Genomic DNA, 14263 nt, shown 5'->3' with positions numbered 1-14263 from the left:
GTATTACGTTGAATAATTAATTATCCGCTATCCTTTACACGACATTAGTACTATAATGTCGTGTAAATCGTATTAGACGTTTTTCACGTCGAACCTTGCCTTCGGGACCTCTAAAACCGTGCCTAATGCTCAAGCTGTCACTGTTCAGCCCGTCGAATCGCTCGTCGTTCCCGCAATTCTCGACGGTCGCGACGGCACCAATCGTGGCGCGGCCGGTGGCTCGCAACTGTCCGCCACCAATGATCTCGACGCCGTCCGCGCCTGGCTTTCGAACTACGCCGACACCAGGACCACGTTCGACAACTACCGCAAGGAAGCTGAGCGGCTGCTGCTGTGGGCCGTCGTGCAACTCGGCAAACCGCTGTCGTCGCTGACGCACGAGGATCTGCTGCTGTTCAAGGGATTTCTCGTCGATCCGCAGCCGGCCGCTCGCTGGGTGTCGAGCACGGGCGGCAAGTTTCCCCGCGGCGACGAGCGCTGGCGTCCGTTCAATGGGCCGCTGTCGCCGGCCAGCCAGCGCCAGGCGTTGATCATCCTGAATGCGATGTTCACGTGGCTCGTCAACGCCGGTTATCTGCGGGGCAATCCCATGGCGCTGCTTCGACAGCGGGCCAAACGCTCGGCGCCGCGCGTAACGCGTTACCTGTCGACGTCGCTATGGGATGAAGTGAAGGTATTTGTCGAGCAACTGCCGCGTGAGACCGCCGACGAGCGTGCCTATTACGCCCGCAGCCGCTGGCTGACGACGCTTTTCTATCTGCAAGGCATGCGCATATCTGAAGTAGCAAGCGGAAAAATGGGGGATTTTTCCCGTCGGCTAGGCGCCGATGGCAAGGATCAGTGGTGGCTCGAAACGCTCGGCAAGGGCAACAAGGAACGCGTTGTCCCCGCCTCGCCCGAACTGATTCAGGAAATGCGGCTTTACCGAACTGAAAATGGTTTGGGGCCGCTGCCCACTCGCAGCGAAGAAACGCCCTTGGTGATTCCATTCAGAGGCCGCCACCGATGTTTGTCCCGTTCCGCCATTCACGACGCGATCAAGAGCATTTTTGGCAATGCGGCCAGCTGGTTGCGCTCGAAAGGCGTGGAGTTTTCAGATCGGGCGGATGAACTGGAGCGAGCCTCGGCGCACTGGCTTCGGCATACCGCGGGTTCGCATCAAGCGGATGGCGGTGTGGACCTGCGCACGATCCGTGACAACCTGGGCCACGTGTCGCTCAACACGACCAGCCTCTATTTGCATACCGAAGACGATGCGCGCCATCGAGAAACGGTGGATCGCCACCGCATGAACTGGGACGATTCCAAGCCTGAGGGAAAGTGAGGCTGATATCGACGAGCAGCACGGGGATCGATAGACACCTGTCTGCCTATCGATCCCTTCCGGCCCCGGCCGCCCGACAGCGAGCGCCAGAGCCCATCCCACATCACTTGCGCTTGAGTTGCGACAGATCCCGCACCGCGCCGCGGTCCGCCGAGGTCGCCAGCGCGGCGTAGGCCTGCAACGCTTGCGACACCACGCGTTCACGATTCGCCGGCTGCCAGGCCTTGTCGCCGCGTGCCTCCATGGCTTCGCGACGGCGCGCCAATTCCGCATCCGACACGACCAGGTGCATCTTGCGGTTGGGAATGTCGATCTCGATCACATCGCCCTCTTCCACCAGGCCAATCGTGCCGCCTTCAGCCGCTTCCGGCGACGCGTGCCCGATCACCAGCCCCGACGAACCACCCGAGAAGCGGCCGTCGGTGAAGAGCGCGCAGCTCTTGCCCAGTCCCTTGGACTTCAGATACGACGTGGGGTAAAGCATTTCCTGCATGCCGGGACCGCCCTTCGGGCCTTCGTAGCGGATCACGACCACGTCGCCCGCCACGACCTTGTCGCCCAGAATGGCTTCGACGGCGTCGTCCTGGCTCTCGAAGACGCGCGCGCGCCCGGAGAAAATCCACTGCGATTCATCGACACCGGCGGTCTTGACGATACAGCCCTTTTCCGCGAGGTTGCCGTAGAGCACAGCGAGGCCGCCGTCTTTCGAATAGGCGCTCTGCTTGCTGCGGATGCAGCCGGTGTTGCGGTCGGTATCCAGCGCGGCAAAAGTGGCTTCCTGGCTGAACGCAACCGTGGTGGGAATGCCGCCCGGCGCCGCGCGGAAAAACTTCTGCGCTTCCTCGCCCGCGCCACCGGCGACGTCCCATTTGGCGATGGCGTTGCCCAGCGTGCCGCTATGCACGTTGCCGCACGACAGATCGAGCAGTTCCGCGCGGGCCAGTTCGCCGAGAATGCCGGGAATGCCGCCGGCGCGATGCACGTCTTCGATATGGAACTTGTCGGTGGCGGGCGCCACTTTGCACAGGCACGGCACTTTACGCGAGATGCGATCGATGTCGGACATCGTGAAATCGACGCCGCCTTCCTGCGCGGCGGCCAGCAGATGCAACACGGTATTGGTCGAACCGCCCATGGCGACGTCGAGCGCCATGGCGTTCTCGAAAGCCTGCTTGCTGGCAATGCTGCGCGGCAGGACCGAGGCGTCGTCTTCCTGATAGTAGCGGCGGCACAGATCCACCACGAGCCGGCCGGCCTGTTCGAACAGACCCTTGCGCCAGGCGTGCGTGGCGACGATCGTACCGTTGCCCGGCAGCGCCAGACCGATCGCTTCGGTCAGGCAGTTCATCGAGTTCGCGGTGAACATGCCCGAGCACGAACCGCACGTCGGGCACGCGCTGCGCTCGATTTCCGCCACTTCGGCGTCGCTCACGCGGGAGTCGCCTGCCTTGATCATCGCGTCGATCAGGTCGATCTTGGCGATCACCTGGCCGTCCGTCGGTGATTTGACCTTGCCCGCTTCCATCGGACCGCCGGAGACGAACACGACGGGGATGTTCAGGCGCATGGCGGCCATCAGCATGCCGGGGGTGATCTTGTCGCAATTGGAGATGCAGACCATGGCGTCGGCGCAGTGCGCGTTGACCATGTACTCCACCGAGTCGGCGATCAGTTCGCGCGAGGGCAGCGAATACAGCATGCCGCCGTGACCCATGGCGATGCCGTCGTCGACGGCGATGGTGTTGAATTCCTTGGCGACGCCACCGGCCGCTTCGATTTCCTTCGCGACGAGCGCGCCGAGGTCGCGCAGATGCACATGGCCCGGCACGAACTGCGTGAACGAATTCACCACCGCGATAATGGGCTTGCCGAAATCTCCGTCCTTCATTCCGGTGGCGCGCCACAAGGCGCGCGCGCCGGCCATGTTGCGGCCATGGGTCGAAGTTTTCGATCGATAGTCAGGCATCTGTGTCCTCAGGTATTGGGGTCGTCAAATTGGAATTGTGCCCAGACTGGCCGCAGTGCTGTTTGCGGACAGCGACGGCGCAGCGATTGCGTGCGGCTGGCGGCTTGCGTCCGGCAATGACACGCGCGCGCGGCTGGGAAGGTACGAATAGTGCGAGAGGACGCGTAAGACGTCCAATATATTTTTCCGGCGTGATTAGGTCGGAAAAGATATTAATGGACGATGGGTCCTAGGTGAGGAAGCGGCGCTCGTGTGAAAAGTTTCCCCGCAGCGCGCTGTCAGCGGAAACCATATTCGGGGTTGCTGCGATCGAAAACCAATTCGCTCCAGTGGCGCGGTTCGACGTCTTCGAAACGGATCAGTTCCAGCAGGCCGCCCTGCTCGTCCCAGGCGGCCTCGCCGCTGGGCCATGTGTGCTGAAGATCGAACAGCAGCCGCACACGCGGTGCGTAATGCGCGGGCGGTCCCGACGGAGCCGTCCATGTCCACGCCAGCAACCGCGTGCCGTGCGCGTTCATGAGTTCGATACGGCTCGGCTTTTCGCTGAGGCCCTCTTCACGAAAACTGCGCGCGTCGTGCTCGACGGTGCGCGCGATGAACTGCAGGCCCAGGTCCCGGACGCTATGGCGGGACTGCGCGTGCGCGAACGGACCGTCGACGGCGACCTTGCCCGACACGACATGCAAGCGGCCGCCGAGATGGCCGACGATGCTGCCGGGGTCCGTGGTTTCGTCGTAGACAATCTCCTGTCCCGCATGGGCGCCGTCGGGCAGCCATTTTACGTAGACCCTTCGCGGGCTGTCCTGATATCGGATCACCATGTGATCGGGCCGCGCCGGCCATCTTCCGGAGATGCGCTCCTGCCGGAACATGCTGTATTGGTAGGCGTCGTCGGTAATCATCCCGGACTTCGCGTATTCGACGAAGGCATCTGGCTTCATCGCGTCCATCAAGGCAAGGAGCTGATCGTCGGTCAGCGTCAGAATCGAGTGGTTTTCGATCCGCGCGCGCAACGACATTGCCTGTTCGCGAGCCGTGAGACAGCGGAATTCGTCGATGTCCGCGTTCACGGTATCCGACGCGCCGGCATCCGTACATCCCGCCGATGCAGCGGACGGAGCCGGCGCCATCGGGCTGTCCGGTTGCGCAAACGCGGCCGCCGAGACAGCCAGGCATGTCAAGGCGAGCACGTACCGCAACATCTGCGCGATTGCGGGGCGTCGCGCGGCAGGCAGCGTGCGCCGCCGCATCGGATGATCGGGAATGCCAGACCCGCAAAACGTCATGGGTTTTGATCCGTGCTCGATAAGCGGCGTTTGAAGGATTGCCCGAGCGTGCTGCATGCGTCGATCGCCATGGGCCGCAATTGGACCTCGGAAAGTTGACCGGTCAGCGCGCACCCCGTTCCCTGACTGCCCCAGTAGAACGTGCTGCGGTCACCGTCGCGAAACAGACGGAATGCCGACGCATCTTCCGGAACCGCTTCGACGTACATCGTGAGCCGGGCGCCGGCCGTGTTCTGATACATGAATTGCGCGGCAGGTCCGGATTCGCCGGGCAGCAGGCGACCGCCGATCAGCGCGTACCCATATCCCCGCAGCGAAGCCACCGACAAGCGTCGATCGAGGCGCCGCGACAACCAGTTGACCAGATGATCGCGTGGCAGCGCCGCGACCTCCACGGGGTGGCGTTGCTCGGGCGCGTACAGCGCGAAAGCGAGATCGGCGCGCTCCGCGAACACGGGTGTCTCCGCCGCGAATTTCGCCGACACCCAGGCAGATGACGAGCCGAGCGCCACGCCCATCGCCATGCAGGAGGCGGCAAGGCCAGCCCGCCGCCATCTCGGCGCGAGGCGGCACACGACGATATAACGCGCGTCGTCTCGCGGCTCCCGGAACAATGCCGTCAGCGCGGCTTTTTGCGCACGGTAATCGGCCACGCGTGCGGCCGCCTCGGGGTCGGTCGTCAGCCAGACGAGCGTGGCCGCGCGCTCCGACGCGCACAGCTCATTGTCAGCGAACGCCGATAGCGATCGCCAGTCCATGCTGCCCACGCCTCGCCTCCCGCGGTTGGTGTCGTCCTTCATGGGTGAGTTGCCGTTTGCATCTACCCTGCCCTGATGCGGGACTCGCAAGACCCAGCATCAATACCCTGAATAAACGCCCGGCAGGGTCGCTCTATTCCAATCGTGTGATGTGAAGGTTTGCGCGAAAGATGGAATAGGCGGTGACGCCGGATCGTTTAGATGTCGTGTCCGAATCGACGGCAGACTTCGATGAACATTCGACAGCAGCACTCCATTCGACCTGTCGGCGCAACGCTGCTGGTGGCGGGCCTCGTGTGGCTCGCGGGCTGCGGAGGTGGTGGCGGCGGCAGCGGCGGGACGTCGATGGTTTCGATCGCCGGCACGGCGGCAACGGGCAAGGCCTTGGCGAATGCGACGATCAACATCGACTGCGCGCGGGGTTCGATGTCGGTTGCAGCGGATATGAACGGAAACTTTCACGCAGCGCTCAACGCCTTGATGCCATGCCTGATCGCCGCGACCTCGGGCGTAACGATGCTGCACTCCGTTGCGTTCGCCGGCGGTACGTACAACGTCACGCCGGAGACGGATCTGCTGGTGTCGTATCTGGCGGCGCAACTCGGTACGAATGAGACCGGACTCATCGCCGGCTTCGCGGTGAACTCGCAGTTCCAGCAAGTGCTGGCGAATCAGGCCGACGTTCTGACCGCGCAGGCCGCGGTCGTCCAGAATTTGCAGCAGATGTATGGTGTCACGCTGTCCGCGCCCAATTTCCTGACTACCGCATTCTCTGCGGGCCAACCTGGCGAGGACAGCGATCTCGAAGCGCTCTTGGCTCGCGGCGCGATCGACGCCAACGGCGAACCGGATGCCGCGGCCGTCGCGCTGATGGCCAGGACCGGGGCGGCACATCCGATTGCTACATCGCCGAATAACAGCACGGGCGGCACCGGAGTCGGCGGCATTGGAAGCTCGGGCGGCATGATGTGAGAGGCCGCCTTCTCTTATCTCGACGCACCCGCTTCCGGAAATCTGACGATTTGCGTTACTCGACCGAGACAATGTAGAATCGCCGCTCTCATTGGGGAGTAGCCGCCTCGACTGCAATGCTCGAGGGTGCCCGTCAACATACTTGGTGGTCGACAGACCGCCATGGCGTGCACAGCACTATGCCTGGCAAGACCGATGACTCGCATTCCGACCTGACCGGGTCGCCGGAATGCGCGTCATCGCGTACGTACTGCGCGGCCCGGCTCACAACCTATGCAATCGTTCCTCGTTTCGACCAGCGTGGTCGGTCTAGCCGAAATCGGCGACAAGACCCAACTGTTGTCCCTGGTGCTGGCCGCCCGATATCGCAAGCCCATTCCAATCATTCTCGGCGTGTTTGTCGCAACGCTCATCAATCATGCAGCGTCCGGTGCTTTGGGCGCATGGCTTGCCAGCGTTCTGAGTCCCTCGATTTTGAACTGGGCGGTCGTCTCGTCATTTGCCGTCATGGCTGTGTGGATTCTGATTCCCGACAAGCTCGACGGCGCCGAGGCGCTGTCGACCAAGCATCCGATGGGTGTGTTCGGCACCACGGCGCTGACGTTCTTCCTCGCTGAAATGGGCGACAAGACGCAGGTTGTCACGATCGCGCTGGCCGCGCGGTTTCACGAATTCTTCGGCGTGGTCGCCGGCACCACGCTCGGCATGATGCTGGCCAACGTGCCCGTCATCTACCTGGGACACAAGTTTGCCGACCGTCTGCCGACCAAGGCGGTCCACATTCTGGCCGCAGTGATCTTCGTTGTCCTCGGTGGCTTTGCCCTCAGGACGGCGTTGTATCCGCACGAGCACCCGCTGTTCTAGTCCGCAGGGTCGGCTTGGTACGCTTGCGGAGTGCGCAACACCGACTCCGCTGTCGTCAACTTTCGACGGTCTGCCGGACCGGTTCCTCCACCGTGCCGCCCTTTGCGGGCGAACCCGGAGCATCAGCGGCAGACTGAGTGGACAAACGCAGGTAGGCTGCCGCAAGCCTTCGGAGTTCTTCCTCGGACGCGTCCTCAATACCGATCAAATCGTTATTCGCGGCTCGATGCGAGGAAAGCAATTCATTCAACTTCAGGTGCAACGCCACGCTATCTTTGTTCTGACTCTGCTGGATCAGAAAGACCATGAGAAAGGTGACGATGGTGGTGCCGGTGTTGATGACCAGTTGCCATCCGTCCGAGTAGTGGAAGATGGGCCCTGTGACTACCCAGGCAGCGACCGTCAGTACAGCAAGGCAGAAGGCGGCCGGTGAGCCGGCCCACCGCGTAACGAGGCTTGCAAAGCGGTCGAACAGGCGCGTCAACGGATGACGGCTGGCGTACGCAGGGCTCGATGTGTCAGGAACGGTATCGAGTTCGTCAGTTGATGAAGACGCGGCGGGTTGTGTCGTCATGACCGGCTCCAGAAGGTTCGACAAGCGTCATAGTCTGTCTTCGTTATATTCGGCGCGCACCCCGGCGGGCAGCCATGGCTCTTTATGGCAACACCAAAGCTCGTAGCTCGGCTCATACAGGTCCACGCGGTCAAAGGCGCCAAGCGGAAGATCCAGTTCGTCACTGTCGTCGTGTTCCATGAACGCGACCGACCCGCATGTCGGACAAAAATGCCTTCGCGCCTCGGGCGAACTTTGCCACGCCTGGGTAGGACCGGACCATTCCACGGCGGCACGCTCGAACATGGCATAACCGCCAAACACGTTGCCGTGTATTCGCCGACATGTCATACAGTGACATATCGACACTCGCCGGGGGCTCGCGGTGACGCGAAACCGCACCGCGCCGCACGCACATCCGCCGGTTTGTCCGACTGATTCACTGTTCGCCATCACTGCACCCTCCTTCGCGGAGCGCGGGGACTGCGAGTCAAACCGTTACTTATCTCTCGTCCTCGGAATCTTCGCGTTCGACTCGTATCGACGTTCTTCGACTGAGCAAACGGTATGCCCACTTATCACGAGAGCTGCTGAAGCAATTAGCTGAACGTCCAGGGTATCCGCGCGATGCGCGATTGCACGAACTTACAAAATCGCAGCCCGACAGGTATGCCCGTTGCGATCTCTGTGAGGGATGAACTGGACAACCGTTATTCGATCGGGCCCGACATGAAAAATCCGTGGATGAAAAAGAACCCGTTTCTCAGCATGTGGCTGAGCGGAGCCAACGCAGTGGCGGGCTCAGCGCGCGGTCACGCGACGGCGGCGGCAAAGCGCGGGACCACCGCTTTCTGGACCGCTGCGCTCGCACCGCCGAAGCCCAAAAAGAAAAGGCATACGCGTAGCTGACTCGAACTGCATGGGGCATGTCGAGCCTGCGTGCCTCATCGCTACAAGCGCTCCAACGTTAGCGGATCACCCTGGCCGTGGAAATACTTCCTGAGCGCTTCAGCAAAGGGCGCTTTGTCGATCGCCGCGCGCTCGAAGAGCGTCATCGACGAATGAAACTTCAGATAATCCGGATACCCGAAAATGTCCTCGATTGAAGAACCTTCGACAACGTTGACGTATTGGGTCGATTGCCTCAGCCGTTCACCCAGTACCGGATGGCGCAGATAAGCATCGGCCTCGGCCAACGACGAAATCGCGAACCGCTGCGCCATTGCACTCGCCCCAAGCCCCTGTATCTGTGGAAACACGAACCACATCCAATGGCTTCGCTTACGGCCGTCGCGCAGTTCGTCGCAGACCTGTGCGTAGAGTGGATCCTGTGCGTCGACAAAGCGCTGCAGGTTGAAAGGGTCGTTCAATTCGCTCTCCGTTCCGCCGTTTCGTTTCTATGGCGCTTTCAAAGCGTGAAACGATATGAATGTCTCACTGCCGATCAATCATATTGCTCGACGTGCGAGACCTTCAATATGCCCGAATCCACATGAGAAGTCGCCACCGTACAGCACCCGTTGCGAACACTTCATGCATGAGTCGGGCAAGACATTCAGGCCTTGGCGAAGGCCACCGCGTTCACTGGCCGTACACGTCGAAGTCGAAATACTTTTTCGCGATCCTGTCGTATGTGCCGTCCGCGCGTGTGTCGGCGATCGCCTTGTCGATCTGCGCCTTCAGGTCGGTGTCTTCCTTGCGCAAACCGATCGCGGTGCCGCTTCCGAGCGTCTTCGCGTCGTAGAGCGCGTTGCCGACAAACCCAAAGTCCTTGCCTCGCGCCGTGCGCAGGAAACCGACGTCAGCTTGCACGGCGTTCTGCAGCGATGCATCGATGCGTCCAGCAAGCAGGTCCGAGTAAACGAGATCCTGATCCTGGTAAGCCACGATCACCGCGCCGGCCGGCTCCCAGTAAGTTTTCGCGTAGGTTTCCTGGATCGTGCCCTGCTCTACGCCGATTCGCTTGCCCTTCACCGCTTCCGGCGTGGGCGTGATCGTCGAGCCCTTCTTCGCGACGAGACGGGTCGGGATACGGAATACCTTCGAAGAAAACGCGATCTGCGCCTGACGCGCCGGCGTCATGGACATGGTCGACAGCACACCGTCGAACTTGCGCCCCTTCAGCGCGGGAATCATTCCGTCGAACGCGTTTTCGACCCACACGCATTTCGCATTCAGGCGGCGGCAGATTTCATTGCCCAGGTCGATGTCGAAGCCGACCAGCTTGCCGTCGGCGGATTTCGATTCGAACGGCGGATAGCTCGCGTCGACTCCGAACCGCACGGTCGACCATTCCTTCGCGATCGCGTTGCCGGACGAGATAGCCAGCATCGCAATGCTCAGGCTTGCAAGCAGGGATTTCATGTTTTTCCTTTCATGACCTTTTAAACGAATGAGCGGCGGGCTCCGCTGCCGGAACCGTATCCGGCGCGCGGCGCCCGCCATTCGACCGTAATTCGTCCGGTCTTACCAATTCATAAAAAAAATCAACTCATGCGTATGGCGCATGGCACCACGCATGGGACCACGTCAAACAGTCTGACCCGAACCAAGGTCCGCGCCTGTCGTCGGATCCGAGTCCGCATCCGACGCGGTTCGCGCAGCCATTGCCTGCAACACCTTCACATCACGTTGTGACACGTTGACGGTGGCGAGGCCATCACCGCCGTCAACGGCCGGCTCCGGCGACTCGACGAACTCCCAGTCCGGACCTTCGTTCCATGGCCCGCGCGGCGCATCATCGCCTTGCGACATGTTGTAGTACACGCTCGTGTATTCCGGCACGCCAGGAAGCTTGCCCTGCGGAAAGTTCGGCTGGATCGAATGCAGGGCCTTCTCGAACGATTTCTGGTGCGCGATTTCCCGTGTCATCAGAAAGCCGAGTGTTTCCTTGATGCCCGGATCGTCGGTGACATTGATCAGGCGTTCGTAGACGATCTTCGCGCGAGCCTCGGCGGCAATGTTCGAGCGCAAGTCGGCCGTCGGATCGCCGATCGTGTCGACATACGACGCGCACCAGGGCACGCCGGCCGAATTGGTCAGGGCCGGGCCGCCGCCGTATAACAACGCGGTGGTGTGGGAGTCGTTTCCTCCGCCCGTCATCGAACGATAGAGCTCTGCCTCCGCCTCCACGGCTTCGGCAAGTTGGCCCTTGGCGCTCTTGTTCAGCATCGCCACGATCGATCCGACGATTTCCAGGTGACTCATTTCTTCCGTTGCGATATCGAACAACAGATCCTTTCGGCCAGGATCGTCTTCGCCGATCGCCTGCGTGAAGTATCGGCAGGCGGCGCCGAGTTCGCCCTGAGGCCCGCCGAATTGCTCGAGCAGCAGATTCGCGAGACCCGGATTCGGCGCGGCGACGCGCACGGTGTACTGGAGGCGTTTGTTATGGATGAACATGTGACTTCTCCGGTGATTGGCCGAAGCAACTCCGTACGGGTGCGGACATCGACCTGCTACGTCCCTGTACCCGTCGAGAATCGCGTGCGACCATGGATCAATCCGGACAGCGGTGCAACCGAATGGCTGCCCGCACCCAACGGTGGGCGTCCGGCTCTCAGAGCGGACGCTCTGGCGGATGCTCGGCGGAAATGCCGTGCATGGCAACGCATTGCCGCTGATTGTTCAGCATGCGCTGTGCCCATCGCGCGAATACGATCGCTTGACTGGCCGTGCGGCGCCAGCATCATGGTTCTGCGGAGAAGCCGGAGAAGCCGGAGAAGCGAAGCGGCCTCTTCGCGAGTTCGATTGTCGGGTGCGTTCGCAGGTATGGAAGCGGTATTTACGTGCTCCTTGCTTTGCAGTTCCGCTGCGCAAACGAAAGCGCATAGCGCGACAAATAATTCATCGTGTGTTTGGCGTGAATCGCGCAGTCTACGAAGAGTTTCACGACTGAAGCCGCGCAACGCTCCGCGCGCGAGCCTGTTCGATCACAGCAACGGCAGCGTCAGCCGGATGTGCTCCGCGAATACCGTGATCAGATGGGACGGACGCTTGCGCTCGAACTTCAGCGTAATGCCTATGGTGGGCAAAGGCGGGAGCGCAGGGTCGCCGTCGAGTACGGAGAGATCCGGCGCGACGGCAGTCTGCGTGATGACGGCGACGGCCTGCCCCGAGCGCACCAGGGCCGTGAGGCCGGCAAGACTGCTGCTCGCATAAGCGATGCGGTACGCCCTGCCCGCGCGTTGCAGCGCTTCGCAGGCCGCCACATGGTCGAGCGTGTCCGGATCGGAAAGCGCCAGCGGCAACGGATCGAAATGCGCGCAATCCAGTCCCGCATAGCCGACCCAGACCAGCGGCTCACGGCGAATGATGTCGTCGTTCGCGGCGTCATCCGGCAAGGAGATCATGGCGAGGTCCAGCGCATGCATGTCCAGTTGTTCGAGCAGGCGCGGCGTGGGCGCGCAAATCACCTCGACCAGTGCATGCGGATGCTGGCTCGAAAACTGACGCAGCAAATGCGGCAGGAAAACAGCGGCGTAATCGTCCGGGCAGCCGAAGCGGATCGTGCCCGACAGCCCTTTGCCGGATAGATCGGCCATCGCCTCGTCGTGCAGCCGCAGAATGCGTTGCGCGTGAATCAACAGGCGTTCGCCCGGATTCGTCAGCACCACCCCGCGACCCGTGCGCTGAAACAACGGCTGATCGACGATCTCTTCCAAGCGCTTCATCTGCTGGCTCAGCGCCGATTGGGTCCGGCCGATGCGGTTCGCCGCGCGACTGAGCGCCCGAACTTCGGCGACGACGATAAACGAGCGCAGCAGATCGATTTCGAGTGAAAGACTCAAGGTATTAGGCCCGCTTCTATCTTCGATAAGAACTATTCGATTCTATGAAACCAGAGCGCCATCTAGACTGCAAGTTATTCCCGCTGGCCGTCAAGGAGAAGCAAGTGTCGCGAAACAATGATGCAGTTTTCTGGCGCAACGCCAGGCAGCACCTCATCCGCTACGGCGGCACCTTCGAGCCGATGATCATCGAGCGCGCTCAGGGCAGTTTCGTCTACGACGCGGACGGCCGCGCGATTCTGGATTTCACCTCCGGCCAGATGAGCGCGGTGTTGGGACACAGCCATCCGGAAATCGTCTCGGTCATCAACGAGTACGCCGGCAAGCTCGACCATCTCTTTAGCGGCATGCTATCGCGACCGGTGGTGGACCTGGCGACCCGCCTCGCCGAGATCACGCCCGACGGACTCGACCGCGCGCTGTTGCTCAGTACGGGCGCGGAGTCGAACGAGGCCGCCATTCGCATGGCGAAGCTGGTCACGGGCAAATATGAAATCGTCGGGTTTGCGCAGTCATGGCACGGCATGACGGGGGCAGCGGCATCCGCCACCTATAGCGCCGGTCGCAAAGGCGTCGGTCCGGCCGCGGTCGGCTCCTTCGCGATCCCCGCTCCGTTTCTGTACCGGCCGCGTTTCGAGCGCCATGGTGAATACGATTACCTGGCGGAGCTGGACTATGCGTTCGATCTGATCGATCGTCAGTCCAGCGGCAATCTGGCGGCTTTCATTGCTGAGCCGATTCTGAGTTCCGGCGGGATCATCGAACTGCCGGAAGGCTACATGGCCGCGCTGAAGCGCAAATGCGAGGAGCGCGGCATGCTGCTGATCCTCGACGAAGCGCAAACCGGCGTCGGCCGCACGGGCACGATGTTCGCCTGCCAGCGCGACGGCGTCACGCCCGACATTCTCACGCTATCGAAGACACTGGGCGCCGGTCTGCCGCTCGCGGCTGTCGTGACATCCGCGCAGATCGAGGAGCGCGCCCATGAATTGGGTTACCTGTTCTATACGACCCACGTGTCCGATCCTCTGCCGGCCGCTGTCGGTTTGCGGGTGCTGGAGGTGGTCGAGCGCGAGGGACTGGTGGCGCGTGCGAACCTGATGGGCGCGCGACTCAAACGCGGCCTGCTGGATCTGATGGAGCGCTTCGACTGCATCGGCGACATTCGCGGCCGAGGACTGCTGCTGGGCATGGAGATCGTCAAGGACCGCCGCACGAAGGAGCCGGCGGACGGGCTGGGCGCGAAGATCACCCGCGAGTGCATGAACCTGGGGCTCAGCATGAACATCGTGCAATTGCCCGGCATGGGCGGCGTGTTCCGGATCGCCCCTCCGTTGACCGTTCACGAGGATGAGATCGACCTGGGTTTGGATCTGCTCGGGCAGGCGATCGAGCGGTCGCTGTAGTTCATCGCGCGCGGGGCCGCCGTTCTCCGAGCGCAGGCCCCGCGCGCTGATTGGCGGCCGTGCCCAGGCGGCCCGCAGGTTTCCCTGCTTTTGAAACGGGGGACCGTGTGAGGCTGCTACCCAATGGTCCGTAGAAACGCCCTCCTCACTCGCTCGCAATCCGTCAAGCCGGCTTCGTCCGCGATCACAGGAAGCGACCAACGTCCTTTTTCAGCAAAAGCCGCGCGGCGATGACAGCCCAATCTTGAGCCGGCGACTCTTATATAAGATATAAGATAATTGACTGCAGGCGCATGTCGCCTTTAAAATTACACGTAAACGCTACCCGGCACAGCCACGGCGGG

Annotated in this window: 13 protein-coding genes and 1 riboswitch; of the genes, 4 read left to right on the top strand and 9 right to left on the bottom strand. The window is 61.9% G+C overall.

Annotation, left to right across the window (positions count from 1 at the left end; genetic code table 11):
• The first annotated feature begins 118 nt into the window (after positions 1–118).
• Positions 119–1324, top strand: coding sequence for a tyrosine-type recombinase/integrase (locus ACFSNN_RS10525; protein ID WP_134456043.1), 1206 nt, complete (start codon positions 119–121; stop codon positions 1322–1324).
• Between the two features lie 103 nt (positions 1325–1427).
• Here the strand turns inward: ACFSNN_RS10525 and ilvD are convergent, their stop codons facing one another.
• The 3 genes from ilvD to ACFSNN_RS10510 all read right to left on the bottom strand — a co-directional run bounded on the left by ilvD (position 1428) and on the right by ACFSNN_RS10510 (position 5376).
• Positions 1428–3290 carry a dihydroxy-acid dehydratase gene (gene ilvD / locus ACFSNN_RS10520; protein WP_012433041.1) on the bottom strand — a complete coding sequence of 621 codons (1863 nt, stop codon included), beginning with the start codon at positions 3288–3290 and terminating at the stop codon, positions 1428–1430.
• A 278-nt stretch (positions 3291–3568) separates the two neighbouring features.
• Positions 3569–4576: a DUF1571 domain-containing protein gene (locus ACFSNN_RS10515; protein WP_166799221.1), complete on the bottom strand. Its 1008-nt coding sequence runs from the start codon at positions 4574–4576 to the stop codon at positions 3569–3571.
• Positions 4573–5376 (bottom strand): anti-sigma factor family protein, encoded by an 804-nt coding sequence (locus tag ACFSNN_RS10510; RefSeq protein WP_244322737.1) that lies wholly within the window; start codon positions 5374–5376, stop codon positions 4573–4575. The genes ACFSNN_RS10515 and ACFSNN_RS10510 overlap by 4 nt, the downstream gene beginning before the upstream one ends.
• Before the next feature lie 189 nt (positions 5377–5565).
• On the opposite strand from ACFSNN_RS10510, the gene ACFSNN_RS10505 reads away from it, so the two are divergent.
• Entirely contained in the window at positions 5566–6306 is a 741-nt protein-coding gene (locus ACFSNN_RS10505; RefSeq protein ID WP_134456041.1) for a hypothetical protein, read from the top strand.
• Positions 6307–6387: 81 nt separating this feature from the next.
• Positions 6388–6570, top strand: a riboswitch (yybP-ykoY riboswitch).
• Between the two features lie 9 nt (positions 6571–6579).
• Entirely contained in the window at positions 6580–7170 is a 591-nt protein-coding gene (locus tag ACFSNN_RS10500; RefSeq protein ID WP_134456040.1) for a TMEM165/GDT1 family protein, read from the top strand.
• A gap of 55 nt (positions 7171–7225) precedes the next feature.
• Here ACFSNN_RS10500 and ACFSNN_RS10495 read toward each other — a convergent pair whose 3' ends face one another.
• The 6 genes from ACFSNN_RS10495 to ACFSNN_RS10470 form a co-directional block, all read right to left on the bottom strand.
• Positions 7226–7744 carry a low affinity iron permease family protein gene (locus ACFSNN_RS10495; RefSeq protein ID WP_134456039.1) on the bottom strand — a complete coding sequence of 173 codons (519 nt, stop codon included), beginning with the start codon at positions 7742–7744 and terminating at the stop codon, positions 7226–7228.
• A gap of 27 nt (positions 7745–7771) precedes the next feature.
• Positions 7772–8176: a GFA family protein gene (locus ACFSNN_RS10490; RefSeq protein ID WP_134456038.1), complete on the bottom strand. Its 405-nt coding sequence runs from the start codon at positions 8174–8176 to the stop codon at positions 7772–7774.
• Between the two features lie 497 nt (positions 8177–8673).
• Positions 8674–9093: a DUF1810 domain-containing protein gene (locus tag ACFSNN_RS10485; protein WP_134456037.1), complete on the bottom strand. Its 420-nt coding sequence runs from the start codon at positions 9091–9093 to the stop codon at positions 8674–8676.
• Positions 9094–9304: 211 nt separating this feature from the next.
• Positions 9305–10087 (bottom strand): ABC transporter substrate-binding protein, encoded by a 783-nt coding sequence (locus ACFSNN_RS10480; RefSeq protein WP_134456036.1) that lies wholly within the window; start codon positions 10085–10087, stop codon positions 9305–9307.
• A gap of 165 nt (positions 10088–10252) precedes the next feature.
• Positions 10253–11125, bottom strand: a complete 873-nt coding sequence (locus ACFSNN_RS10475) for a manganese catalase family protein (protein ID WP_134456035.1) — start codon at positions 11123–11125, stop codon at positions 10253–10255.
• A gap of 530 nt (positions 11126–11655) precedes the next feature.
• Positions 11656–12513, bottom strand: coding sequence for a LysR family transcriptional regulator (locus tag ACFSNN_RS10470; protein WP_134456034.1), 858 nt, complete (start codon positions 12511–12513; stop codon positions 11656–11658).
• A 104-nt stretch (positions 12514–12617) separates the two neighbouring features.
• Between ACFSNN_RS10470 and ACFSNN_RS10465 the strand changes: the two genes are divergently transcribed.
• Positions 12618–13919: an aspartate aminotransferase family protein gene (locus tag ACFSNN_RS10465; protein ID WP_134456033.1), complete on the top strand. Its 1302-nt coding sequence runs from the start codon at positions 12618–12620 to the stop codon at positions 13917–13919.
• Positions 13920–14263 lie beyond the last annotated feature (344 nt).

The organism is Paraburkholderia dipogonis (assembly GCF_042680985.1).
Taxonomy (GTDB): domain Bacteria; phylum Pseudomonadota; class Gammaproteobacteria; order Burkholderiales; family Burkholderiaceae; genus Paraburkholderia; species Paraburkholderia phytofirmans.
The sequence above is the reverse complement of the archived record's forward strand: the minus strand, read 5'-3'. Positions and strand labels throughout refer to the sequence as shown.